Origin of the sequence: Acinetobacter sp. UBA1496, from assembly GCF_002324975.1 — a bacterium.
In the GTDB taxonomy this organism is placed as follows: Bacteria; Pseudomonadota; Gammaproteobacteria; order Pseudomonadales; family Moraxellaceae; genus Acinetobacter; species Acinetobacter variabilis.
This window is the reverse complement of sequence record NZ_DCRI01000002.1, coordinates 17,707-41,786: the sequence shown is the minus strand read 5'-3', so window position 1 is coordinate 41,786 and position 24,080 is coordinate 17,707. Positions and strand designations below refer to the sequence as shown.

General features: G+C 44.1%; 20 protein-coding genes, 1 other RNA gene and 1 pseudogene (1 of these 22 running past the window's edge). 9 read left to right on the top strand and 13 right to left on the bottom strand.

Annotation, left to right across the window (positions count from 1 at the left end; all coding sequences use genetic code 11):
- Window positions 1-121, bottom strand: a transfer-messenger RNA (tmRNA) gene (ssrA, locus tag B3143_RS00305); it reaches 323 nt to the left of the window's first position.
- Window positions 122-251: 130 nt separating this feature from the next.
- Here ssrA and glpK point away from each other — a divergent pair.
- Window positions 252-1,736 (top strand): annotated as a pseudogene (glpK, locus tag B3143_RS00300) (glycerol kinase GlpK).
- Between the two features lie 50 nt (window positions 1,737-1,786).
- On the opposite strand, the gene B3143_RS00295 reads toward glpK, so the two are convergent.
- From B3143_RS00295 to B3143_RS00285, 3 genes are all read right to left on the bottom strand, one after another.
- Window positions 1,787-3,313 (bottom strand): DHA2 family efflux MFS transporter permease subunit, encoded by a 1,527-nt coding sequence (locus B3143_RS00295; RefSeq protein WP_286739086.1) that lies wholly within the window; start codon window positions 3,311-3,313, stop codon window positions 1,787-1,789.
- 6 nt (window positions 3,314-3,319) lie between these two features.
- A complete protein-coding gene (locus tag B3143_RS00290; RefSeq protein WP_286739084.1) occupies window positions 3,320-4,465 on the bottom strand; it encodes an HlyD family efflux transporter periplasmic adaptor subunit in 1,146 nt (381 codons plus the stop codon).
- 266 nt (window positions 4,466-4,731) lie between these two features.
- Window positions 4,732-5,229 carry a thioesterase family protein gene (locus B3143_RS00285; RefSeq protein WP_034703122.1) on the bottom strand — a complete coding sequence of 166 codons (498 nt, stop codon included), beginning with the start codon at window positions 5,227-5,229 and terminating at the stop codon, window positions 4,732-4,734.
- A gap of 105 nt (window positions 5,230-5,334) precedes the next feature.
- Here B3143_RS00285 and hemB point away from each other — a divergent pair, with 105 nt between their 5' ends.
- Window positions 5,335-6,348 carry a porphobilinogen synthase gene (gene hemB, locus B3143_RS00280; protein ID WP_034171477.1) on the top strand — a complete coding sequence of 338 codons (1,014 nt, stop codon included), beginning with the start codon at window positions 5,335-5,337 and terminating at the stop codon, window positions 6,346-6,348.
- Window positions 6,349-6,368: 20 nt separating this feature from the next.
- The gene (thiO, locus tag B3143_RS00275; RefSeq protein WP_104426546.1) at window positions 6,369-7,490 is read left to right on the top strand and encodes a glycine oxidase ThiO; all 1,122 of its coding nucleotides are present in this window, start codon (window positions 6,369-6,371) and stop codon (window positions 7,488-7,490) included.
- Here thiO and B3143_RS00270 read toward each other — a convergent pair.
- Together B3143_RS00270 and B3143_RS00265 are read right to left on the bottom strand one after the other, a co-directional pair.
- The gene (locus B3143_RS00270) at window positions 7,479-8,384 is read right to left on the bottom strand and encodes a TIGR01777 family oxidoreductase (RefSeq protein WP_208462347.1); all 906 of its coding nucleotides are present in this window, start codon (window positions 8,382-8,384) and stop codon (window positions 7,479-7,481) included. The two genes, thiO and B3143_RS00270, sit on opposite strands and share 12 nt — an antisense overlap.
- 120 nt (window positions 8,385-8,504) lie before the next feature.
- Window positions 8,505-8,951, bottom strand: coding sequence for an ABZJ_00895 family protein (locus B3143_RS00265; protein ID WP_208462348.1), 447 nt, complete (start codon window positions 8,949-8,951; stop codon window positions 8,505-8,507).
- A gap of 627 nt (window positions 8,952-9,578) precedes the next feature.
- Between B3143_RS00265 and B3143_RS00260 the strand changes: the two genes are divergently transcribed.
- From B3143_RS00260 to B3143_RS00250, 3 genes are read left to right on the top strand one after another with little or no spacing between them, the layout of a single operon-like run.
- Window positions 9,579-10,832: an exonuclease SbcCD subunit D gene (locus B3143_RS00260; protein WP_208462349.1), complete on the top strand. Its 1,254-nt coding sequence runs from the start codon at window positions 9,579-9,581 to the stop codon at window positions 10,830-10,832.
- Between the two features lie 8 nt (window positions 10,833-10,840).
- Window positions 10,841-14,452: an AAA family ATPase gene (locus B3143_RS00255; RefSeq protein ID WP_208462350.1), complete on the top strand. Its 3,612-nt coding sequence runs from the start codon at window positions 10,841-10,843 to the stop codon at window positions 14,450-14,452.
- Window positions 14,453-14,455: 3 nt separating this feature from the next.
- Entirely contained in the window at window positions 14,456-15,562 is a 1,107-nt protein-coding gene (locus tag B3143_RS00250; protein WP_286739075.1) for an acyltransferase family protein, read from the top strand.
- A gap of 31 nt (window positions 15,563-15,593) precedes the next feature.
- On the opposite strand, the gene B3143_RS00245 is transcribed toward B3143_RS00250, so the two are convergent.
- Window positions 15,594-16,283 (bottom strand): YggS family pyridoxal phosphate-dependent enzyme, encoded by a 690-nt coding sequence (locus tag B3143_RS00245; protein ID WP_214001514.1) that lies wholly within the window; start codon window positions 16,281-16,283, stop codon window positions 15,594-15,596.
- A gap of 123 nt (window positions 16,284-16,406) precedes the next feature.
- Here B3143_RS00245 and B3143_RS00240 point away from each other — a divergent pair, with 123 nt between their 5' ends.
- Complete coding sequence (locus tag B3143_RS00240; RefSeq protein WP_004783232.1) at window positions 16,407-17,444, top strand: type IV pilus twitching motility protein PilT; 1,038 nt, start codon at window positions 16,407-16,409, stop codon at window positions 17,442-17,444.
- A gap of 29 nt (window positions 17,445-17,473) precedes the next feature.
- Window positions 17,474-18,595, top strand: a complete 1,122-nt coding sequence (locus B3143_RS00235; protein ID WP_004783234.1) for a PilT/PilU family type 4a pilus ATPase — start codon at window positions 17,474-17,476, stop codon at window positions 18,593-18,595.
- Window positions 18,596-18,662: 67 nt separating this feature from the next.
- Here B3143_RS00235 and fur read toward each other — a convergent pair whose 3' ends face one another.
- Window positions 18,663-19,100, bottom strand: coding sequence for a ferric iron uptake transcriptional regulator (gene fur, locus B3143_RS00230; RefSeq protein WP_004783237.1), 438 nt, complete (start codon window positions 19,098-19,100; stop codon window positions 18,663-18,665).
- Between the two features lie 112 nt (window positions 19,101-19,212).
- On the opposite strand from fur, the gene B3143_RS00225 reads away from it, so the two are divergent.
- Window positions 19,213-19,611, top strand: coding sequence for an outer membrane protein assembly factor BamE (locus B3143_RS00225; protein WP_004783238.1), 399 nt, complete (start codon window positions 19,213-19,215; stop codon window positions 19,609-19,611).
- 103 nt (window positions 19,612-19,714) lie between these two features.
- Here the strand turns inward: B3143_RS00225 and B3143_RS00220 are convergent, their stop codons facing one another.
- The 5 genes from B3143_RS00220 to argB all read right to left on the bottom strand — a co-directional run bounded on the left by B3143_RS00220 (window position 19,715) and on the right by argB (window position 24,078).
- Complete coding sequence (locus B3143_RS00220) at window positions 19,715-20,044, bottom strand: RnfH family protein (RefSeq protein ID WP_262735993.1); 330 nt, start codon at window positions 20,042-20,044, stop codon at window positions 19,715-19,717.
- Window positions 20,044-21,123 (bottom strand): hypothetical protein, encoded by a 1,080-nt coding sequence (locus B3143_RS00215; protein ID WP_262735992.1) that lies wholly within the window; start codon window positions 21,121-21,123, stop codon window positions 20,044-20,046. The genes B3143_RS00220 and B3143_RS00215 overlap by 1 nt, the downstream gene beginning before the upstream one ends.
- Window positions 21,124-21,301: 178 nt before the next feature.
- Window positions 21,302-21,757, bottom strand: a complete 456-nt coding sequence (locus B3143_RS00210; protein ID WP_004783243.1) for a bacteriohemerythrin — start codon at window positions 21,755-21,757, stop codon at window positions 21,302-21,304.
- 295 nt (window positions 21,758-22,052) lie between these two features.
- Complete coding sequence (locus B3143_RS00205) at window positions 22,053-22,901, bottom strand: class II glutamine amidotransferase (protein WP_034434176.1); 849 nt, start codon at window positions 22,899-22,901, stop codon at window positions 22,053-22,055.
- 268 nt (window positions 22,902-23,169) lie between these two features.
- Window positions 23,170-24,078, bottom strand: a complete 909-nt coding sequence (gene argB, locus B3143_RS00200) for an acetylglutamate kinase (RefSeq protein WP_125279471.1) — start codon at window positions 24,076-24,078, stop codon at window positions 23,170-23,172.
- Window positions 24,079-24,080: the final 2 nt, after the last annotated feature.

Here is a 24,080-nt window from a genome sequence, read left to right as displayed (position 1 = left end):
GCTAGAGCGTAAGTTTCGTCGTTTGCGACTATTTAAATGCAAATTTTATTTACGAGAGAAAATGCGCTCTCGGCATGCATCTATGAGTTTCATCATCGGCGTCGAAGCCAAGGGCATCCCCAAAGTACAAGCTCATCATAGCATAACTGGCAAAAAATACGATGCATTTTCTACACAAATACACTTTTGAATGCGCCTGATTACATAATTGCGCTAATATTTCATAATTCAAGTCAACATTTAAAAAAATTATGAGCTATTTATTGGCACTCGATCAGGGAACGACGTCTAGCCGTGCAATCATCTTTAATGAACACGGACAGATTCAGGCAACAGCTCAACGCGAAACCCATATCCAGACCCCACACTCCGGTTGGGTCGAACAGGATGCACAGGAAATCTGGAGCTCGCAGATTGCAGTAGTTCAACAGGCATTAGCCACTGCCCGGATTCTGGCGAAAGACATTAAAGCGATTGGCCTGACCAACCAGCGTGAAACGACTGTGGTATGGGATCGTCGTAATGGCAAACCTCTTGCGCCAGCGATTATCTGGCAGGATCGTCGTGCAACAGACTGGTGTAATTTGCTCATTCAGCAAGGCCAGATGGATCAGGTACAACGAAAAACCGGATTACGGATTGATCCCTATTTTAGTGCCGGGAAACTGGTCTGGTTATTAGAAAATATTGATGGCTTACGTACACTCGCAGAGCAAGGTCATGTGGCTTTTGGCACCATTGATAGCTGGCTGATCTGGAACCTGACTCAAGGTGCTGAGCATATTATTGAAGCGAGTAATGCTTCCCGCACCATGTTGATGAATCTGCAAACTCAACGCTGGGATGACGAACTACTCGACCTGTTTAATATCCCCGCTTCAGTTCTGCCACGAATCATCAGTTCTGATTGTCATATTGCAGATACGGCACCGGGTTTATTAGGAGCTACGATTCCCATTACCGGTATTCTGGGTAATCAGCAATCTGCCTTATTTGGCCAGTCTTGCTTCGAACCCGGTATGGCAAAAAATACCTATGGCACCGGCTGTTTTATGCTGTTCAATACCGGTCATGATATTCAGCTCAGCCAGAACAAATTACTTTCTACCCTCGCCTGGCAGGCACAGGAATAGACCAGTTATGCCCTGGAAGGTAGCGTTTTTATGGCCGGTGCTGTGGTGCAATGGCTACGTGATGGGCTTGGCATCATTCAGAAGAGCAGTGATATAGAGAAGTTGGCCTGTAAAGTTAAAGATACCGACGGCGTGGTCTTAGTTCCTGCTTTTACCGGACTGGGCGCACCGCATTGGGATAGTGAAGCGCGTGCCCTGCTGTGTGGCATGTCGCGTGGAACCAATAAATCTCATATTGCCCGAGCTACACTGGAATCGATTGCCTTTCAGGTCTCTGATGTATTGACAGCCATGCAATCGGATATTGCCCATCCGTTAAAAGAACTACGTGTCGATGGCGGTGCCAGTTGTAATGATATGTTGATGCAGTTCCAAGCTGACCTGCTGAATGTGCCTGTCTTGCGTCCAAAAATGCTGGAATCCACCGCTTGGGGTGCTGCAGCAATAGCAGGATTAAAGTCAGGGGTATTTTCTAATTTAAATGAAATTTCTCAATCCTGGCAGCTAGACCGGGCCTTTGAACCGAAAATGCAGTCCGATGAACGTGAAGCCCATTTGGCCAAATGGCAAAATGCCTTAAAACGGGCCAAATCAGATTTATAAGATCGAAAAAAACCGCTAAATAGTTAGCGGTTTTTTTATTTTGGAAAATATTAATGTGATGGCATTCCACCCACACCCGCTTTTGGTCGTGGTGCCAACCAGATGATTAAGGCAGCAAAAACAAAGACCATCGCCAGTATTAAAAACAGGTGATTAGCTGACAGGGTTAATGCTTCTTTATCCACCAGACTTGAAATATAACCCAAGGCACTATCCGAACTCATGCCCTGAGCCATCAAGGTATTCTGGGTTTCCTCGACATTCAGTTTACCGACCAGCTCACTGCGTGCCACTTTACTATGATCATCCCAGATCGTGACTGCAATTGAAGCTCCGATCGCTCCAGCCATAGTCCGCAGGAAGTTCATCAAACCTGCTGCTGATGCCATTTCCTGAGGCTGTACTGAGGCCAACGCCATATTGGAGAGTGGAATGAAGAAGAACGGCACTGCAAAACCTTGTAGAATCTGTGGCCAGGCCAATGCCATAAAATCCGCATCCGTGGTCCAGAAAGCTCGCATTAAGGTGACCACGGCAAGCAAGGTCAAACCAAAACTGGCCAGAATACGCTGATCATATTTGGTTGCCATCTTTGCCACCATCGGTGACATCAATAGGCTACCAAAACCCATAGTCGCGGTTAGATAACCTGCCCAGGTGGCCGTATAACCCAGATTAATCTGCACCCACTGTGGAATCAGTACAATACTGGAAAAGAAGGCACCGAAGGCAAATGCCAATGACAGTACAGCAAAGGTAAACCCGCGATATCGGAAGATCCGGATATCTACGATCGGATGCCGTTCAGTCAGTTCCCAAATGGTAAAGATGATTAAACCGACCACAGCAATCACTGCCAATGTGCCGATAAAGGAGCTGCTAAACCAGTCATGTTCATGACCGAGATCTAACATTAATTGCAGCGCACCAATCCAAAGAATCAGTAAGAACAAACCACCTTTATCAATCTTCAAGGCATTGGTTTCAGTTTCAGCTGGCTTTAATAGCTTCAATGCCGCTAGACCGCAGAACAGACCCACTGGAATATTGATAAAGAAAATCCAGTGCCAGGACAGATTATCACTGATGGTACCACCAAGAATTGGGCCTAGAATTGGACCGACAACGGTGGTCATCGCCCACATGCCCATCGCCTGAGATTGTTTTTCAGGTGGGAAGATGCGTAGCAATAGAGTCTGACTCAGTGGCATAATCGGGCCACCAAACAGCCCCTGCCCGATCCGGCAAAATACCAGCATTTCCAGACTGGTAGAAATCCCGCACAGAATCGAAAAAATGGTAAAGCCGAGTAAACAGACACCGAACAGGCGTACGCTACCAAAGCGGCCAGCCAGCCAGCCTGTTAAAGGTACACAGATCGCTTCTGCAACTGCATAAGAAGTAATAACCCAGGTACCTTGAGAGCTGGAAACAGCCAGACTACCGGTAATATGCGGCACCGAGACGTTGGCAATGGTCATGTCCAACACAACCATGAAATTGGCCAATGCCAGCACAAAGGCCGCTAGCATCAGCTTGCCGCCGGTCAGATTCCCATATGGAACATATTTATTCATCGGGAATTACTTCTTAAAGTGGATTTCAGCTTCCATCGACAGACCCACACGTAGTGGATGCTCGGCCAGTTCTTTCGGATCCAGCTGAATACGGACTGGCAAACGCTGTACCACTTTGATCCAGTTACCCGTCGCGTTCTGAGCCGGAATCAGAGCAAAGGCTGAACCTGTACCGCCAGAGAAACCCACCACAGTGCCGTGATACTTCACCGATTTACCATACAAATCAGACGTCAGTTCAGCTTTCTGCCCGACACGGACGTTTTCCAACTGGCTTTCTTTGAAATTGGCATCAACATAGAGCTGATCTACTGGTACGACCATCATTAGCATTGTACCAGGCGCAATACGTTGACCCACCTGAATGGAACGGCGTGAAACTACTCCATCAAAAGGTGCTTTAATTACAGTACGTTCTAAGTCTAGCTCGGCCTGTTTCAGTTTGGCTTCAGCCACGAGTACATCAGGCGTTGAGTTTTCATTCGCACCTTGAATCAAAGCTTCATTCGCCGCTAAATTGCTTTGTGCGGCTTTCTGACTGGATCTTGCTTGTGCTAGACCCGCTTCAGCAGAGGCTACGCCTGCTTTGGCAGTATCCAATGCAGATTGTGCGGTACTGAGTTCTTCTTTTGATACTGCACCGCTCGCACTGAGTTTCTCACGACGCGTATATTCATCTTGTGCTTTATGTAAGGCTGCCTGAGCCTGAGCCAGCTGAGCTTCAGCACTGCGAATTGCATCATCACTGACCCCAATCTGTGAGCTTAAAGCCCCGCTATTGGCCGCAGTCTGTTTATACTGGCGCTTGGCTTTGGTTAGCTCTGCACGTGCCTGAGCCACTGCAATTTTGGCATCACGGTCATCAATTCTGGCCAGGATATCGCCCTGTTTGACCGCTTGGGTATCATGAACCAATACTTCAGCGACCTGACCACTCACTATAGATGTAATAGAAGCCGTTTCAGCACCCACATAGGCATTTTCAGTACTGACTGAATTGTTCAGAAAGAATTTCCAAACCAGAAACAGCACCAGTGCAATCACTATAAAGATAGCAACGATACTCAAGGCCTTTTTACGTTTATTTTTTAAAGCTTGATCTGAAGTTGCATCAGATGCGTTTTCTGGCAGGGTGTCTTGTACATCTGTCATTGATTTTTTCCTAAATCCAACAGACTTGGTCACGCAGCCACACTGACCAGCACTGACATGAATGTATAATAGATTCATATCCCGTTTATTGATCAATGGGTAAAATGAGAAAGCCGTATTAATTTAATTTTCATGCATTCTAATAATAAAAATTAGAAAATATGCAAAAAAATATTACTCCGAAGTTTAAAAAACTAAGCCCCTATTCCAGGAATAAGAGCTTAGTTCGGGCCCAGAATGAGCCAGGATTAAGGAGATAAACTTAATTAATAGGCATATGAAGCAATCGCTGTGGCAATCGGCTTGTCATCATCGTTGACCATGGTCATGCGCATGGTGCAGCCCTTACGCCCCAAACGTAAGGTTTCTGCACGGGCAATAAAATATTTGCCACGACCGGGCGCCAGATAATCCACGCGCATATCTACCGTCGCCAGACGTGATACCTTTTTAATCGTATCGGCAATGGTTTCCGGTTCGGCTTTCTTATACAGCTCACCCATTGCCACAATTCCGCCAATACTGTCGAGTATGGTCGCTGCAAGACCGCCATGCAGAATCTGAAAAGCCACATTGCCAATCATGAAATCCTGCATTTCAACATATGCTTCGATCTGACCATCGACCACCCGCATGGTCATGCCATTATGCTTAAAAAAAGGAGAGGTATTAAAAGCGTGTACCAACTGGTTTAACACCACTTCAATATCCACTTTTGCACCTAAATGTATATTACCTGTCCAATTTCTTTCTGTCTTAGTCATAAGTCTGCCCGAAGCTACAACAATAAAAAACCGCTAATTTATGCCCAAAAAATTCAGATAGGGTTACAATAGGGGCCTAGTTTAATACTGATTACTGAGATTTTTATGACCTATACGTTCAATCGTCCCGCGTTTCCTGCAACTCGCATGCGTCGTATTCGTAAAAATGAGCATTTACGTTCTATGGTACGTGAAACCCATCTCAGTGCTGATCACTTGATTTATCCAGTATTTGTGCTTCCGGGACAAAACCAGACCCAAGACATTCCAAGTATGCCAAATGTGCAGCGCCTGTCTGCTGACTTGTTGTTAAAAAAATCAGAACGTTTGCTCGAACTAGGTGTCAATAAGCTGGCGCTGTTCCCGGTTACACCCCAAGAAGATAAAAGCCTGACTGCAGAAGCCGCTTGGCATGAAGATGGTCTGGTACAGAAGACTGTTCGTCTGCTGAAAAAAGAATTACCGGAAATGGTACTGATTACCGACGGCGCGCTAGACCCTTATACCACGCATGGCCAGGACGGCATCATTGATGAAACCGGCTATGTCCTGAATGATGAAACGGTTGAAGCACTCATCAAGCAAACTTTAAGTCATGCCGAAGCCGGTGCTGATATTGTAGCGCCAAGTGACATGATGGATGGCCGCATCGGTGCAATTCGTCAGGCCTTTGAACAGAATGGCCATATCTATACCTCTATTATGGCTTATTCAGCCAAATATGCGTCTAGCTTCTACGGTCCATTCCGTGATGCTGTCGGTTCGGCTAGCAACCTAAAAGGCGGCAATAAATACAATTACCAAATGGATTTCGGTAACCGTGCCGAAGCATTGCATGAAATTGCACTGGATATCCAAGAAGGTGCAGATATGGTGATTGTTAAACCGGGAATGCCGTATCTGGATGTGGTTCGTGAAGTCAAAGATACCTTCGGTATACCCACCTTTATTTATCAGGTTAGTGGTGAATATGCCATGCTGGCTGCTGCAATTCAGAATGGCTGGTTATCTGATAGTGTAATTCTAGAGTCCCTGATGTGCTGCCGTCGTGCCGGCGCAGATGGTATCTGGACTTACTTCGCGGAAGAAGCGGCACTCAAACTGAAAGACATGAAATAAAATAGAAGGACCTTGGCGCAATGCATATCGCCATTATCGGAGCAGGCATCACCGGCTTGATGTCAGCTCTGGAATTGCTTGAACAGGGATGTTCTATTACGATTTTTGATCAGCAAGCGGCTGGACAGGCAGCCTCTTGGGCCGGAGGCGGTATCCTCTCCCCAATGTATCCCTGGCGTTATCCCGATGCCGTTAATGCCCTCGCCCGCCATGCCAAACCCTTGTATCAAGCCTGGAACCAGAAACTGCAACCGATTACCAGGATTGATTTCCAGATCCATGAAACCGGTATGCTGATTTTTGATGAAACGGATTTTGAAATCGGACTGCGCTATGCCGAGCAATATCAGGATCCACAGCAACATGCCGAATATCTGAATCAGCCTCAAATCCAGCAAATCAATTCCAAAGTAGATTCGAAATTTAAACAGGCGATCTATTTTCCAGAACTTTCCAATATCCGCAATCCGCGACTGTTACAGTCCATTATTGCTTACCTTAAACAGCATCCGCGTGTCACTTGGCAAGAGCATTGCAATATTACTCAGCTAAATATCCAGCAAGATCATGTACACAGTGTTTCCACTAAAAATGGCCTGAGCTTTAAAGCAGATCAGTTCGTCATTGCCACCGGTGCATGGTCTGCACGCTGGTCTGAACAGCTCGGTCTGGACATTCCAGTTCATCCGGTTCAAGGCCAGATGTTGCTCTTTAAAACGCCAGAAAACTGGCTGCCAACCATGTGCATGAACAAGGTCATGTACCTGATTCCACGTCGTGATGGGCATGTGCTGTGTGGTTCCAGCATGCGTCAGGTCGGTTTTGATACCTCGTCTTCTGCTGAAATTCGTCAGGATATTTTAGCTGCTTGCTTGGAAATGGTGCCGGAACTGGCAGCTTTTCCGATTGTGAAACAGTGGGCTGGTCTGCGCCCAAGCTCACCAGATGGCATTCCCTATATTGGCAAGATTCCGCACCTAGACAATCTCTGGACCAATTTTGGCCAGTTCCGTAATGGTTTATGTATGGGCGCTGCTTCTGGAAAACTGCTGTCTCAGTTAATCCTGGAGCAACCGACCATCGTAGATCCACAGCCTTATAGTCCAGTACAGCGCTTACGGCCGCACTCTTTAACGGTTTAAAATTTCAATCAAGGCTTCTTTCAGTGTCGGATAGCTAAATTCAAATCCAGCTTCCTGCAAAGCTTTGGGCTGAACATATTGACCATTCAGAATCAGTTGTGATTGTTCTCCCAGCATCATTTTCATACTACATGCTGGTAACGGTAATAAAGGTTTTCGTTTCAGCACCTGTGCTGCGATCCGGGCAAACTGCGCCTGACTGACTTTTTCAGGTGCCACCACATTAAATACCTGTTGCTGGGTCGACTGCTGCATCAGGAATTCGATCGCCCGCATGACATCCTGTAAATGTACCCAGGTCACCGGCTGACGCCCGTGGCCAATCCGGCCAAACATATTCAGCTTAATTGGCAATAACATCTGCGGAAGAATCCCGCCACCTTGGCCAAACACTACAGCAAAGCGAACAATTTTGGTGTCCTGCCCCGTATAAGACAAAGCCAGTTTCTCCCATTTCTCACACAGTTCTGACATAAAAATGGATTGTGGCGGACTTTGTTCAGTACACACCGTATCCCAGCGTTCTTGCGGATCGATTCCGTAGTAGCCGATCGCTGAAGTCGAAATAATACGTTCGGGTTTGATCTGATTTTTTTCTAGATAGTCATATAACTGCTTGGTGGTATTTAACCGACTGTCCAGCAATTTCTTTTTGCGTGCGGCTGTCCAGCGACCCTGCCCGATACTTTCACCAGCCAGATTAATCACATAGTCAATCTGATGATTTTTCAATTCTTCCAGATCATTAATCCAGTGAAAATCAGGATGCTCTTCTCGCAATTTTTTCTGCCGGGTCAGGCCGATTACCGCATAATCACGAGCCAGTAAAAATTTCACCAGATGGCTGCCAATAAAACCGCTGGCGCCTGTCATGAGGACTACAGGTTTATACATGGTTATTCTGAGCCATTATTATTGTATTGCTCAAATTATACGTCACTTCTGATTTTCTATCAGCCTGATTTAGCATTTTGAATTTAATCTCAACAATTTTGATATAAAGAGCAGGAAATCCTAGCCAAACATTTTTGCTGCCATACGCTGTGCCTGTTTGCCATAAAACCAGTAAGTCAGCAGATAAAGCGGAATCGCGATGAGCAGGAACATGATCACGACAATACTCATAAATTGGGGCTGTTGCAGATATAGTAAAAAGTCCTGCCAGGCATTCGGATTGGAACGCGTCGCAATAGCAATCCCTATAATTAAAAATACCAGATTATAGCCCCAGTAAATCAGACTGAATCCTAAGGTGAATTTTTTACGTTCTGCTTGGGTTGGCGCCCGTTGTTCCTTTTTTAAAAAATTAAACAGTACCCAGATCATCGCTACCAGATAAGGCACAATGGTTAATACTGCGCCCATGCCAGTCGGCATTAACGCTGCCACAACCCCGCAAATGCAGGTAAAAATAAAGCATAGGAAGAAAAACCAGAGAAAATAGCGAGTTAGAGACACCATTAGCAGGACTCAAGGACGATTAATCAACTAGTATAAAAAAAATTAATTTTTTTTTCATTTTATTGTCAACCTAAAGCGAGATGCTGACGTTATATAGGGTATAAGGTTCGGAAATTTGGACTGGCATCCACAAATTTTCGTTCTCTTTGCTAAAGCAATAAGTCCAGTGTTTTAGAAAATTTTGAATAGCAGCCAAAATTTTCACTATACACAAATCTTTGACCGACGATTTCATCATCACTCGAATCGTCGGTTTTTATTTTTTGGACAAACCGTTTTTAACAATTCGCCTGCCAATCTTTATTAGCTTCTTATGCAGCATAAAATAATGATTGCCTGTATTTTTTCAAGTCTGTTTTTAGCAATTTTTATAAAAATATTGGTTCTGCTATTCAGATGTTATGAAATTGCCTGAAGTAAGATTTAAAATAAAAACGCTGTATTCAACACTTTATATATAAACATCATATTTTATTGATTTCACAAGTATTATTCTTATATTCAAAACTACGCTGAAAATAGTTTTAATGACGGGCAGCAATGAAATAGATCAAAATATTTTTTTCAAGTAGATTTTTAGCTGGGCTTTTTTCTATAGTAGGAAGGCAAAAATAAAGGTGGGTATACATGGCAGTTCATTTTCTACATACTTCTGATTGGCATTTGGGACAGTTTTTCCATAACCATGACCGTGAATTTGAACATGCACAATTCCTGAATTGGCTCCTTGAACAAATCAAGGAAAAACAGCCACATGCTTTACTGATTGCCGGTGATATTTTTGATGTCATCAATCCCGCTTCCAGTGCCCAAAGACAGCTTTATCAATTCCTTGCCGATGCCCATGAACTGGCACCGCATATGCAAACCCTGATGATTGCCGGCAACCATGATTCAGGTTACCGGATTGAGCAAGTTCAGCCTTTATTGACCAAATTCAATGCCAAAGCGGTGGGTATTGTCGACCGGACTGCGGACAATGCTCTTGATCTGAATCGTTTGCTAGTTCCAATTTATGACCAGCAGCAAGAGATTATTGCCTGGTGCCTAACCCTGCCTTATTTACGTAGCGCCGAAATTACCGGTATTAATGAACATACCCATAATAGCCAGAATGCCATCAGCTATCTGCACCAACAGTTGATTGCCGAAGCCAAAGCACGTAAGCAGCCACATCAGGCACTGATTCTTATGTCACATGCACATATGCAAGGCGGTGAAACTTCCGATTCCGAACGTCCAATTATCGTCGGCAATGAAGAGGCTCTCTCAACGGCGCTATTTGATGAAGTCATTGACTATGTCGCTCTGGGACATCTGCATAAACCGCAGAAAGTCGGTCAGCCGCATATTCGCTATAGTGGCTCCCCAATTCCCCTATCCTTTAGTGAGATCAACTATTCGCATCAGGTCGTTGAAGTCAGAATCGATCCTAAACAAAATGCTGAACAGCGTTTTCAGTTTGAAGCACTAAAAGTTCCTCGTACTGTCGATCTGTTTAGAATTCGAGAAAATCTGGAAAATCTGCTCAGCAAAGTAAAAGCATTGCCGACTGGGGAAATTGAACATCTGGCAGCACGGCATTTTCTGGAAATTGAATACACTACTGATGCACCGCCACCGGTAGACTTACGTCAGCAGATTGAACAGGCACTGCCACCAAATCGTTATCGTCTGTTACGCATTAGCCGGATTTATCAACGTCAGGCAGAAGATCAGGCTGATAGCTCTAAAATTGACTTGGCACCTCCAACACCTGAATCACTGTTTTTCAATATCTGGGAAAAAATGGGCTATAGCCAGGATCATTCGGTACAGCAGGATTTTCAGCAGTTACTGGTCGAAGCCCAACATGAACTTGCACAAAAACAACAAGCTTAGGATCAGCCATGAAAATTATCCGTCTGAGCCTAAATAACCTTGCTTCTCTCGCTGGTACGCATCATATTGATTTTGAGTCGAATCCACTGGCACATGCTGGCCTGATTGCAATTACCGGAAAAACCGGTGCTGGTAAATCCACCCTGCTTGATGCCATGTGCCTGGCCTTGTATAACGAAATTCCACGTTTAAAAGGCGCCACAGGTAGCCTGAAAGATGCAGGTGGTCAGGATGTCTCAATCAAGGACTCCAAAAATATTCTGCGCCGCGGTTGTGTACAGGGTTTTGCCGAGCTTGAATTTATTGCCCTAGACCAGAAACGCTATACGGCACGCTGGGAAATTCGTCGTGCCCGGCAGAAAGTGGATGGTAATTTAAAGGTCGATCGTGCCATTACCTGTCTGGATGATCAACGGGTTCTAAACCAGAAGATTTCTGAATGCACGCCGCTGATTGAAAAACTGGTTGGCTTGAGTTTTGAGCAATTTACTCGTGCAGTTTTATTGGCACAGTCCGAAGTTGGCGCTTTTCTGAAAGCCAAAGATAATGAACGTGCCGATCTGTTGGAGTATCTGACCAATTCTCAGATTTTCAGTCTGGTCAGCCAGAAAGCATTTGAAAAACACAGTGAAGTGAAGCAGAAACGTGCTGACCTGGAAAAATTAATCGGTCATCTGGAACTATTATCTGAAGAAGATATTGCTGCCCTACAGCAGCAACACACGACTTTAAAACAGGTGGTTGAGCATCTAAATCAGAGTGAAAAAGTACTGGAAAATGACCTGAAATGGCATCGCCAGCAGCATTATCTCTATACTGAAATTCAGGCCAAAGAAGAAATCTATACGGTTCAGCTGGATGCTGAACAGAAAATGACAGCGCAAAAACATTTATTAGATCAACTGGACCAGTTTCAGCAGATTCGGGAACAGTTTGTCCAGCAACAGCAGTTTCAGAAACAGCGTAGCCATTTACTGACTGAGCAGCAAAACTTTGTTGCCGAATTCACGTCCGTTCAGCAGCAGCGTGATAGTGAGCAGCACAAATTGCAGCACATTCAGCAACAGCAACAACAGCAGCAACAAGAGTTCCAGAAGATCAAACCTTATCTGGATCAGGGACTCAAACTGGATCATGAAATGCTGTCGATTGGCGAGCAGTATAAGCAGCTTTTAGCTGAACAGCAGACCTATAGAACCCAGCAAATTCAGCCTGTTCAGAATCAGCTGGTGCAGACTGAGCAACGTTTACAACAGGTTCAGACTCAGTACCATCAGATTCAAAAGCAACTGGAACAACAGAGCTTCTTAGCGGTTTTTGATGACGAGCCACAAGCAACCTTACAACGCTTGCAGGATTATCAGGAACTGCATCAGAAATTCATGCGGCAGCACTCAGCACTTTTCCAATCCAGCCGCACTGAACTGGAACAGCAGCAACAGGCTTTATCTGCCAGCTTGCAGGAATTCACTCAGCGCTATACTCATCTGGACCAGCTTGAACAGCAAGTCCAACAGTTCCAGATCCAACAACAGCAACTCAGTACCCAGCATTCGAAGCTTGAAGCTTTAATGCGAACCGTACAGCAAATGGCTCTCTTAGAAACTGAAAGCCTGCAATTGAATCGCGAGTTAGAAAGCTATCATGATCGTTTAAAACAACTAGAAACTAAGCTGGTTCAATTACAGCAACAACGTCAGGAAGCAGAACAGGCCTTCGAACAATTGCAACAAGTACTGGCTCAGCAACGTTTATTTCAGGCACAAAGTGTTCAGGAATTACGTGCACAGCTGAAACCAAATGAGCCTTGTATGGTCTGTGGCAGTCATGAGCATCCTTTTGTACAGCATCAGAAACTGCTAGAAAATGCTTTGCAACAACTACATGATCAGCAGCTTCAGGAAGCTCAGAAAAAACTACAGCAACTGACTCAGGCATATCAGCAAGTACAAATCCAGCAATCTCAACTGCAAACCTTAATTGAGCAACATCAGCAACGCAGCATTCAGCTTAGTACGACACTACAACAGCAGAAGGTTCAGTTGAATCAGGATCTTCAGCAATTTGATTTGCTGTTGGATTTAAGCCAGAGTACAGATCATTTGCAGCAACAGCTTGGCCAGCATATGCTTCAACTTCAACAAGAGCAACAGCAGCTAGCACAGACCCTGCAAAATCAGCAAAGTGACTGGAAAAAATGGCGTCAGCAACAGCAACAGTTAGATCAGCTACGTTTTAGCATGCAGCAGCATTTACAGCTAGAACAAATGATTCAGCCAGTTCTTCATCTACTGCCTGAGTCCTTGCAGAAATCCTGGATTACTGATGCCTCATCAAGCTGTCAGCAGTTATCTCAACAACTGCAACAACGTCAGAAACAGTCTCAGGAATTCAAAACCCTAGAGACTCACATGCAAAGCTTAAACCAGCAGATTGAAAAGGCACGTGATCTGCTCAGCCTGCATCAACAATATGATGCTCAGTTACAGCAAAAGATGAATACGGCGCTGAATATGGGCAAAGCACTACGTGAACAGCTCAACCATCTGACCCTCACCCATGCCGGACAGATTTATCCTAAAGCACAGGAATGGCGTGACCATCTGGAGCAACAACAACAGGCGTTGGATGAACAGCTACGGGCACAGAGTCTGATGACCCAGCAGCATGATCAGCATTTGCAACAAGCTGAACTGAAAAAACAGAGTTTCATCACCCAGATTCAGCAACTGGAACAGCAGATTAGGCAATGCCAGCAATCTATTCAGGACTGGCAAAATACACATCCTGCGTTTGATGCCGAGCATATCCAGCATTGCCTGGGTATTGACTTGCAACAGCATCAGCAAATTCGCCAGCAATTACAGGCACAGCATCAGGCGGTTGAAAATGCCAAAACGGCTTGGGACATTCTGGAAGAACAATATCAGCATCATTTGAAATCCAAGCCTGAACTCAGCTTTGAAGAAGTTGAACTGCGCTTAAGTGGACTGGCACAGGAAAAAGCTGAACAGGAAAATGCCTGTAATGAAGTAGCCACCAAATTAAGAATACATACCAATAACCAATCGACCTTACAACGCTACCAGCATCAGATTGAACAGGTCAAAGCTGAAGAATATCGTTGGGGCCGGATCTATGACCTGATTGGCCATAAGGAAGGCACCAAATTCCAGAAAATCGCGCAGGAACATCATCTAGATATTCTGGTCGAATATGCCAATCAGCAATTACAGCCCCTGGCGCCGCGTTATCAGCTGTACCGGATTCCAGACAGTTTAAGTCTGGCGATTATCGATCTGGATATGAACAGTGAAGTACGTCCTGTCCTGTCACTTTCTGGCGGTGAAACTTTCCTGGTCTCTCTGGCTCTGGCCTTAGCGATTGCCAATATGGCTTCCGGCTCTATGAAGCTGGAATCGCTATTTATTGATGAAGGTTTTGGTACTTTAGACCCGGCTTCCTTACATATGGTCATGAATGCACTCGATCATTTGCAGAGTCAGGGGCGTAAAGTGGTGCTGATTTCACATGTACAGGAGATGCATGAACGGATTCCGGTTCAGATTCAGGTTAAACCGGTCGGTGCCGGTGCCAGTACTATTCAAATTATAGGTTAAAGCATGAACTCTACCTCGGACAAGCTCTCGCCCTATTTCAGCTTACAACTTGAGAGCTTACGGGGTATCAGTGCCATTGTGGTGCTATTCACTCATAGTTTTCAGGCTTTTATCGCACCTTTTGATCTGAGCCTATATTCCTGGGTACGTCTATTAGGCCAGGCTGCTGTGATGATCTTTTTTGTGCTCAGTGGCTTTTTAATCGGGACTTCGATTCAGAACAACATCCAAAAACATGAAAATTTTAATCTGCGGCAGTATATACGGCAGCGTTATCGCCGCATTTTACCGCCCTTTCTGTTTGCATCCGCTTTCAGTCTAATTCTATATGCACTAGCACCTACATTTTTTGCTTCACATAGCCATGAGTTTAAGAACAGTTTTGGCATGATGATCCGGACTGCCTATAACATTGATACTCGGGATTTTCTGGGTTCTTTATTCTTTCTCAATGGCTTTATTACACCGACGGTATCTGCCAATGCGCCGCTCTGGAGCCTGAGCTTTGAAGTCTGGTTTTATGTGCTGGCCGGATTTCTGCCTTTTTTAAAAAATTCTGAAATCGCTAAAATTGGCTTTTTTATCTTGCTTCTAGGGCTTTCCATACTGAACTTTCAGTTTCTGTTTTATTTTCTGCTCTGGCTAGTTGCCTTTGCCAGTTCATTCCGGCAGATTCAGCTGCGTTTTTTGAGTCGACTACAACCCGTTAAATTAATGCTCTTTGGTTTGGCGTTTATGATTGCCTGTGCGGATGCTTACCAGTTTCATGTCATTGAACAGGCTGACTTATATCGTGTAAATTATTTTGTACCGTTTAACCTGTGTATGGGACTCGCCTTTGTCTGTTGGATTGTACAGCTGCAACATCAACAGAGCCAATATCAACCAGTTTGGCCTCAGTCTGCAAATTTCTCCTATACACTTTATGTCACTCATTTCCCTTTACTGCTTTTTATTCTAGGCTGCTTTCCTGCAACGCTTAATCATGGTCTTGAGGGTGCCGTTTTATCCTTATTTATGAGCATGTGCAGCTTAATTTTCTTTGCCTGGCTTATGGCCCAATGGCTGGAACCCCAAAGAAAAAAAGCGTTATCAACTACTCTGCAATAACGCTTTCCCAAAACTCAATTGTCAGTACAAATCAGTCCGTTTTTTTAGGACGTGCGCCAAACAAGGCAGTTCCCACACGTACCATGGTAGAACCTGCTGCAATCGCCTCAGTCATGTCGGCAGACATTCCCATACTTAAAGTATCCCAGTCTTCAGGTTTTGCATGTTGGCTTTTGACCTCTTCGAACAAGGCTTTGGCATCTGCGAAAGCCTGAGTATTTTCTGGCGCAGGAATGACCATCAAACCACGTAAGCGCAAATTCGGTAATTGACTGATCTGTGCGACCAGATCAGTCACTTCCTCAGGCTGACAACCGTCCTTGCTATCCTGCCCATCAATATTGACTTGCAGACAGATATTAAGCGCAGCTTGAGAATCACTACGCTGATTAGATAAACGTTCAGCAATAATCAGACGATCCACCCCATGCACCCAGGTAAAATTTTCTGCCAGATGTTTGGTCTTGTTGCGCTGCACATGACCGATAAAATGCCACTCAATATCCAGGTCTTTGAGTGCCGTGATTTTTTCCAGCGCTTCCTGTAAATAGTTTTCCCCAAAGGCACGCTGACCAGCCTGATACATTTCTGCCAGCACAGGGCTAGGCTGGGTTTTGGAGACGGCTAGAAGTTGCACCGAATCCAGCTCACGCCCCGCCAGAGCGCAGGCGGACTGGATCTGAGCTAAAACCTGATTTCGTGACTGTTGCAGCATATTCATTGATGGGGTTCTCATTTCGTGCGGATTTTTTTCCCTTGCTCATCAACTAAGTGTTGGTTAAGCTGTGGGAAAGCCTTATTATTCTAGCAAAATAAATAACATTTTAATGAACTCGGGGACCTTATGGATATTACAGAACTGTTAGCCTTTTCTGCTAAAAATGGTGCGTCGGATTTACACTTATCAGCAGGTTTACCACCCATGATTCGTGTGGACGGGGAAGTACGTCGCATCAACCTGCCTGCACTGGAACATAAAGAAGTACACAAACTGGTGTATGACATCATGAACGACAAGCAACGCCGTGATTATGAAGAAAATCTGGAAACTGACTTCTCTTTTGAAGTTCCAGGCGTGGCCCGTTTCCGTGTGAACGCATTTAACCAGAACCGCGGTGCAGGCGCAGTATTCCGTACCATTCCATCTAAAGTACTGACCATTGAAGATCTAGGTATGGGGCAGATCTTTAAAGATATCTGTGAATATCCACGGGGTATTGTACTGGTAACAGGACCAACCGGTTCGGGTAAATCAACGACGCTTGCGGCAATGCTGGACTATATCAATGACAACCGCTATGACCATATCCTGACCGTCGAAGATCCAATCGAATTTGTACACCAATCGAAAAAATGTCTGATCAACCAGCGTGAAGTGCATCGTGACACGCATGGATTTAATGAAGCATTACGTTCTGCATTACGTGAAGACCCGGATATTATTCTGGTCGGTGAGATGCGTGACCTTGAAACCATCCGTCTGGCACTCACTGCTGCGGAAACCGGTCATTTGGTCTTCGGTACCCTGCATACCACCTCAGCGGCAAAAACCATTGACCGTGTGATTGACGTGTTTCCTGCTGAAGAAAAAGACATGGTCCGTGCCATGTTGTCAGAATCTCTACAAGCCGTTATTTCACAAACCCTATTGAAGAAAAATGGGGGTGGTCGTGTGGCTGCACACGAAATCATGATCGGTATTCCGGCGATCCGTAACCTGATCCGTGAAAATAAAGTGGCACAGATGTACTCTGCGATTCAAACCGGTGCCAACTATGGCATGACCACGCTGGATCAAAGCCTGAAAACGCTGGTATCAAAAGGGATTATCAGTCCGCAAGTCGCCCGTACTGCAGCAAAACAGCCTGAATCATTCTTATAAAAATAATTAATTTTTTTTGGGGTTTTATCATGGACTTTAACGGCTTACTCAACTACATGGTAGAGAAAAAGGCCTCGGATCTGTTCATTACAGCCGACGTTGAACCCTCTATCAAAATTAACGGTCAGATTGTACCGATTGGCTCGGTGAAATTACCGGGCGCGGCTGTGGGGCAGTTACTTAACTCAATCATGACCGAGAAGCAGCGCAAGGAATTTGCCGACACACGCGAATGTAACTTCGCCATCAGCAACCCGGACAAATCAGCACGTTTCCGTGTCAGCGCATTCCAGCAACGCGATCAGCCAGGCATGGTACTGCGCCGTATTGAAACCGTCATTCCGACCATGGATGAGCTGAAGTTACCGCCAATTCTAAAAGAACTGGCAATGACCAAACGCGGAATCATTATTTTTGTGGGTGCAACCGGTACTGGTAAATCGACTTCCCTCGCCTCTTTGATTGGTTACCGTAATGAAAATTCCAAAGGTCATATCATTACTATTGAAGACCCGATCGAATTTGTGCACCAGCATAAGGGTTGTATCATTACTCAGCGCGAAGTCGGTATCGATACTGACTCCTTTGAAGTCGCATTGAAAAACACCCTGCGTCAGGCACCAGATGTGATTCTGATCGGTGAGATCCGTTCTCGTGAAACCATGGACTATGCGATTGCCTTTGCGGAAACCGGTCACCTGGTTTTTGCGACCCTGCACGCCAACAACGCCAACCAGGCCATCGACCGTATCATTCACTTCTTCGAAGCCGACCGTCACAGCCAGTTGTTTATGGATCTGTCCCTGAACATGAAAGCCATTGTGGCACAGCAGCTAATTCCAACTATCGATGGCAATGGCCGCCGCGCAGCGATCGAAATCCTGATCAATTCGCCATTGATTGCGGATCTGATCCGTAAAGGCGATGTGCATGAAATCAAGGATTTGATGAAACGTTCACGTGAACTGGGCATGCAAACCTTCGACCAGGCATTATATGACCTGTATAAGGCCAAGCAGATTAGTTATAAAGATGCACTAAAACATGCTGACTCACCAAACGACCTGCGTCTGCAAATCAAACTATCAGAAGAAGGTGGCGAGCATTTATTACGTGCCCATTCCAATATTACTTTTGATGGTCAAACCTGATCATTTTCAAAGCATAAAAAAAACAGGCTTTTAATAAAGCCTGTTTTTATTTCAGCCTAAAGCTAAATTATTTCTTACGGTAAGCTTCCTGACATTCAGGCGCGTCACAATAACCATAAAGATTAAGTGAATGACCAGTCAATGCAAAGCCAAATTTCTTCGCAACTTCGTGTTGTTCATGTTCAATAACATCATTCGTAAATTCAACGACTTTGTTGCAATTTTGACAAACCAAGTGATCGTGGTGATCTTCCTGCATAATTTCAAAAACTGAGTGATTATTTTCAAAATTATGACGCTCGATAATCCCTGCTGCCTCAAATTGTGTTAACACACGATACACAGTTGCAAGACCCACATCTTCCCCTTGTTCGAGTAAAGTCTTATAAATGTCTTCAGCGCTAAGGTGATGCCGTCTAGAGTTTTCTAATAGTTCTAATATTTTAATTCGTGGAAGGGTAACTTTCAGTCCAGCTTTTCGTAAATCTTGGTTTGAAATAGGCATGTAAAAAGGTCTCTCAACAAAATCAAAGTTGGAATAGGCAACAAAGTTTAGATGCAGTATGATCTATCCTTGGATCAAATGCATCATAATTAATTTGGGATAGTGTAGCAAAATGCAAAAAATCATGCTGACGTTATTCGTCACTTCATTGCTTGTCGGCTGTTCGACATTAGGTGTGTACAAAGTTGATATTCCTCAAGGAACACCTTTAACTCAAGCACAAGCCTCTAAAATTCAGGTAGGAATGAGCCACCAACAGGTGCGTTTCCTGCTCGGTAGTCCAACAGTATCTGATCCGCTCAATCCGCTACGCTGGGACTACATCTACAACTATACCCCAGGAACCTATGCTAAAAAAGCCAAGATCCCAGCAGCCCAAGGCCAGCATCTAAAAATTTACTTTAATCAGTCTGGTATCGTAGAACGTATTGAAGGTCTGGAAACCATTCCAGAATCTCAGCCAGGTCTACCAGGTTCCAAAGAAGCGATCTTAAATGCCCCACCACTATAATCGGTTTTGCATAAAAAAACCCCTGTATGATCAGGGGTTTTTTTAATTAAATAGATTGATTTATCAAATAATCAGACCATCTGTTCAATAAAGCCACATTCCACTAATCGGAACATTTATTTTGCTTGAAACGGTTACCTTTGGCATAACGGCCCACCGGATTCTTTTCAGCGCGTTTACGGCGAATATCCTTGGGATTAATGGTTAAAGCACGATAAATCTCTACCCGATCTCCTGCTGCCAATGGCTGGGTGTGATCCTGTAGCTTAACGCCAAAAATACCCAGACTCAGAGGTTCAGGCAATTCCACCTGTGCACGGATTCCGCTTTGCTCAATTGCATCCAATGCGGTCATGCCGGGCTGGAAAGGTACGGCAATATGAAACTGTTGTTCCAGGGTAGCATAGGCCACCCAGATCATTGCCTCAGTCATTAGAAGAATTGTCCTAATACAGCAACAATGGCCAGAATAATTGAAACTGGCAAGACGATACGTACTGCGATACGCCAGATGTTATACACCGCTTCTGAACTGAAGTTCATCGATTTACGCAAATGACTAATCTTCATGATCCAGCCAGCAAACAAGGCATAAATCAGACTGATCACCAGTCCCCAAAGAATCAGCAGATTATTGAAAATTGGAGCAACATTTGGAATTAACCAGACCAAGGTGGCAGTGATCACAATCGCCCACTGAATGATGATATTCATTTGACGTTGCTGTAATTGCTCACGTGCCATTTGCATAAGCAAAGCAGCGGCTGCGACAATGGCTGCGATTAAAGCAAATGCAGGGATTTCAGCTTTTACTGCAAAGAAACCAAAGGCGATGATCGCTAATAGCTGCGCGACCCAAATCGGTAAAGCAGTTTTAGTCGCAACATCTTGCTGTTTTACGACAGTCAGACTTGATTGCCAATACAGCCCCATACCTAGACCACTCGCCACCAAAGCCAATACAGTGGCATTGCCCCACTCTACGAATTGGACGGGTGTTACCTGCCAAGCCGGTAATTCAGTTCCTATGACATTCGCCATAATCAAAGATGCAAGCACGCCGATTGCAGTAATCCCAACCAAAATTAAACGTGGTACCAGCGACAATACAAATGCAGCAATCGCCAGCACAACGAAAATCACTAGCTGCTGAACATCGAGATTGGCCACTGCAATCACATTAGAAGCATGATTGAGCATTGCACCCGCAAGGAATGGAATAAATACAACCGCCAGCCAGCCGACGATCCGCCAGCGCTGAGAACTATCAGCTTCACGGGTAAGGCTCGACAATGCCTGTAGTGCAGTGGTTTTTGAACGTTTCGCCAGCGCTATTTCCAGATAACAGACTGGAAGAGCCAGTATTAGCATGGTCGCTAACCACAACATCCAGAAATCAAGCTGACGGTCAATCTGAATACCTGTTATCGGTGCGAGTGTCGCAATGATAAGGAAGGATAAACAGAAAGCCATCAGAGGCGATAACCATTTTGACATAGCATTGTCCTGCATGATGTATTCCTATAAAAATCTAGCGCTATTTTGCCTTGTGAGGCGATGAAAATCAAAAACAAAAAAGCAAACCACCATGCCCGTGATTTGCTGCGCAAATTTATTATTAAGCTTTATTTTTGTTATTAAGCTTTATTTTTTATTTTCCCGATTTGTCTTTATTTTAAGAAGAATCGAGTTATGAGAAGAAACGGGCAAACCAGTTTTTACCCTTTTTCTTTTCCTTATCTTTAATAATTCCCATCATATTTTCTTTTACTGCACCGACATAATCCGCATCATCGTGCTGAATATGATTGATCAGCCATTTAGATAATACTTCATGTAATTCCGCTTCAATAGATTGGCCCAATTCAAAACGGTCACGATAAGATTCAATCTTTTTAATAAATAGGTCATGCACACGTTTATGTGGCACACGATATTTATAACCCGCTTCTTCCTGAAGTGATTCTTCAAAGGTAAAATGCGACTGGGTATAATCAATAATATTTTCTAGAATCTGTTTAATACGAGCACGATCGGTATTGGCATCAATTCCATCAATCTCATTGATATAATCGAGAATTCGTTTGTGCTGATCGTCAATCACATCGATGCCAGTATTATAATCTGGAACCCATTTCATTTTCATTACGACCACCTATTGATATTAATGATTTATCGCTTGAAAAATATCATATATCTAATTGATTTAAATAAAAATGAAGTAAATCGGTTGGTTTTCAGCTTATTTTCTATTTAATTAATGTAAATCCTTGTTTATCCAATCAATTATATTTTAAACCCGACCACAAGAATAAAGTATTTTTTGATCGATTTTATATTTCATGGTTTATTTATTTTAATGATTTCACTATAAAATAAATATCAAATTCAAAAAAAACAGGAGCGATGTCCTGTTTTTTAATATCGGATTTTAACCAGATTTAATATAAATCTGCTTTAGTCACCCGTTTTAGCGAAGGATCCAGACGCTCTCTTTCCAGACGGGCGACATGTGTCAATTGAGAACGATATTTGGCCCCATCTCTGAACAAAATCATTTCACCTTCTTGAAATGCTGTCCATTCTTCATTCTGCGTTAGCGGTTCCGTAGTAATCACAGCGACCCGATCTTCAGGCGTGGTGACTTGGCTAAAATCAACTTCAACTTCGATATCAATCAGTTGGGCTGGCTTAAATGGATATTCACGAACCAGCCAATGCAGTTTAGTCGTTGCATAGGTAAATAAAGCCTGACCATTGGACAGACAGAAATTAAAAGTACCATGCTCTGCAATGGATGGAGAAATCTCGGCTAACAAATCAAAAACCTGATCCAGCTTCGGTTCATCATAACCAAAACGTTTCACCAGCTGATCCAGCAAATAACAGAAAGCACGCTCACTGTCAGTATTGCCAACTGGCGTAAAACGTCCAGAAAGCTCAGGTAAAAAATCTTTTAAATCACCATTATGAGCAAAGATCCATTGTCGTCCCCATAATTCACGGCTAAACGGATGCGAATTTTCCAGATTAATTTTGCCTTGTGTCGCTTTACGGATATGTGCAATTACATTACGGGATTTGATCGGATAATTACGCACCAGTTCTGCAATCGGTGATTCAACAGCTGACTGATTATCAACAAATAACCGGCAAGCCTTATCTTCAAAGAAAGCAATCCCAAAACCATCAGAATGATCTGAGGTAATCCCCGCCCGCTGAGAAAAACCTCGAAATGAAAAGGTAATATCTGTTGGTGTCGCACAATTCATTCCAAGTAGCTGGCACATAATCTTCATTCAGGTCACAGAGTGTTCTTAAGGTTATTGTGCATCACAGGCTGAACCTTTTCAAATCTCGATCATTGCAATGCTATGCGCTAAAAATGCTAATAAACTATTTTTTTATATTTAATTTAGCAAAAGGAGTTTAAGCTTCAAAGCTCAGCTTAAAAATGAATACTTTAGATTTAACTTTCATATTTCGAGTGATCAACATCTTAAAATAAAAGAAATAAAAAAGAGTCTCAAGTGAGACTCTATGATATTCAATTTATCTTTATGGACGATGTGGATTGGAACGGTTGGTAATTAAGGTTCCCACACCATGATCAGTAAAGATTTCTAACAAGCTGGCATGTGGTACGCGACCATCCACGATATGTGCACTGATCACGCCACCTTTTACTGCATCAAGCGCACAGCCGACTTTAGGAATCATACCACCATAGATCACACCTGTTTCGATCAGACGATCAACTTCCTGAGTCGTTAAACCGGTCAGCAGATTTTTATTTTCGTCCAGCACACCGGTAATATTGGTCAGCAAAATCAGCTTTTCTGCCCTTAAGGCTTCTGCCACTTTACCCGCGACCAGATCGGCATTGATATTGTAGGTGTTGCCTTCTTCATCGACACCAAGCGGCGCAATCACTGGAATGAAATCACTATTGGTAAACATTTCCAGTACATCAGTTTTCACCCCAACGACTTCACCCACCATACCCAGGTCTACTTTCTGAGTTGAACCGTCTTCAGCCGTCTTTTCCATTAATAGCTTTTTGGCGCGTAACAGGTTGCCATCTTTACCAGTTAAACCAATTGCACGACCACCGTGTTTGTTGATCAGGTTCACGATCGATTTGTTTACGCTACCGCCCAGAACCATTTCAACCACTTCCATGGTTGCCGGATCTGTCACGCGCATACCATCAATACGGTCAGATTCACGGCCTAGCTGTTTCAGCATAGAATCTACTTGTGGACCACCGCCGTGTACCACAATCGGGTTTAAACCCACTGTTTTTAATAAAACGATATCACGTGCAAAAGAGCTTTCCAGCTCAGGATCCGTCATCGCGTTGCCACCGTATTTTACCACCAGGGTTTTACCCGCAAAGCGTTGGATATACGGCAAAGCTTCAGTCAAAATTTGTGCTTTGTCGATGCCTGTATGCTGATTTGGCATTC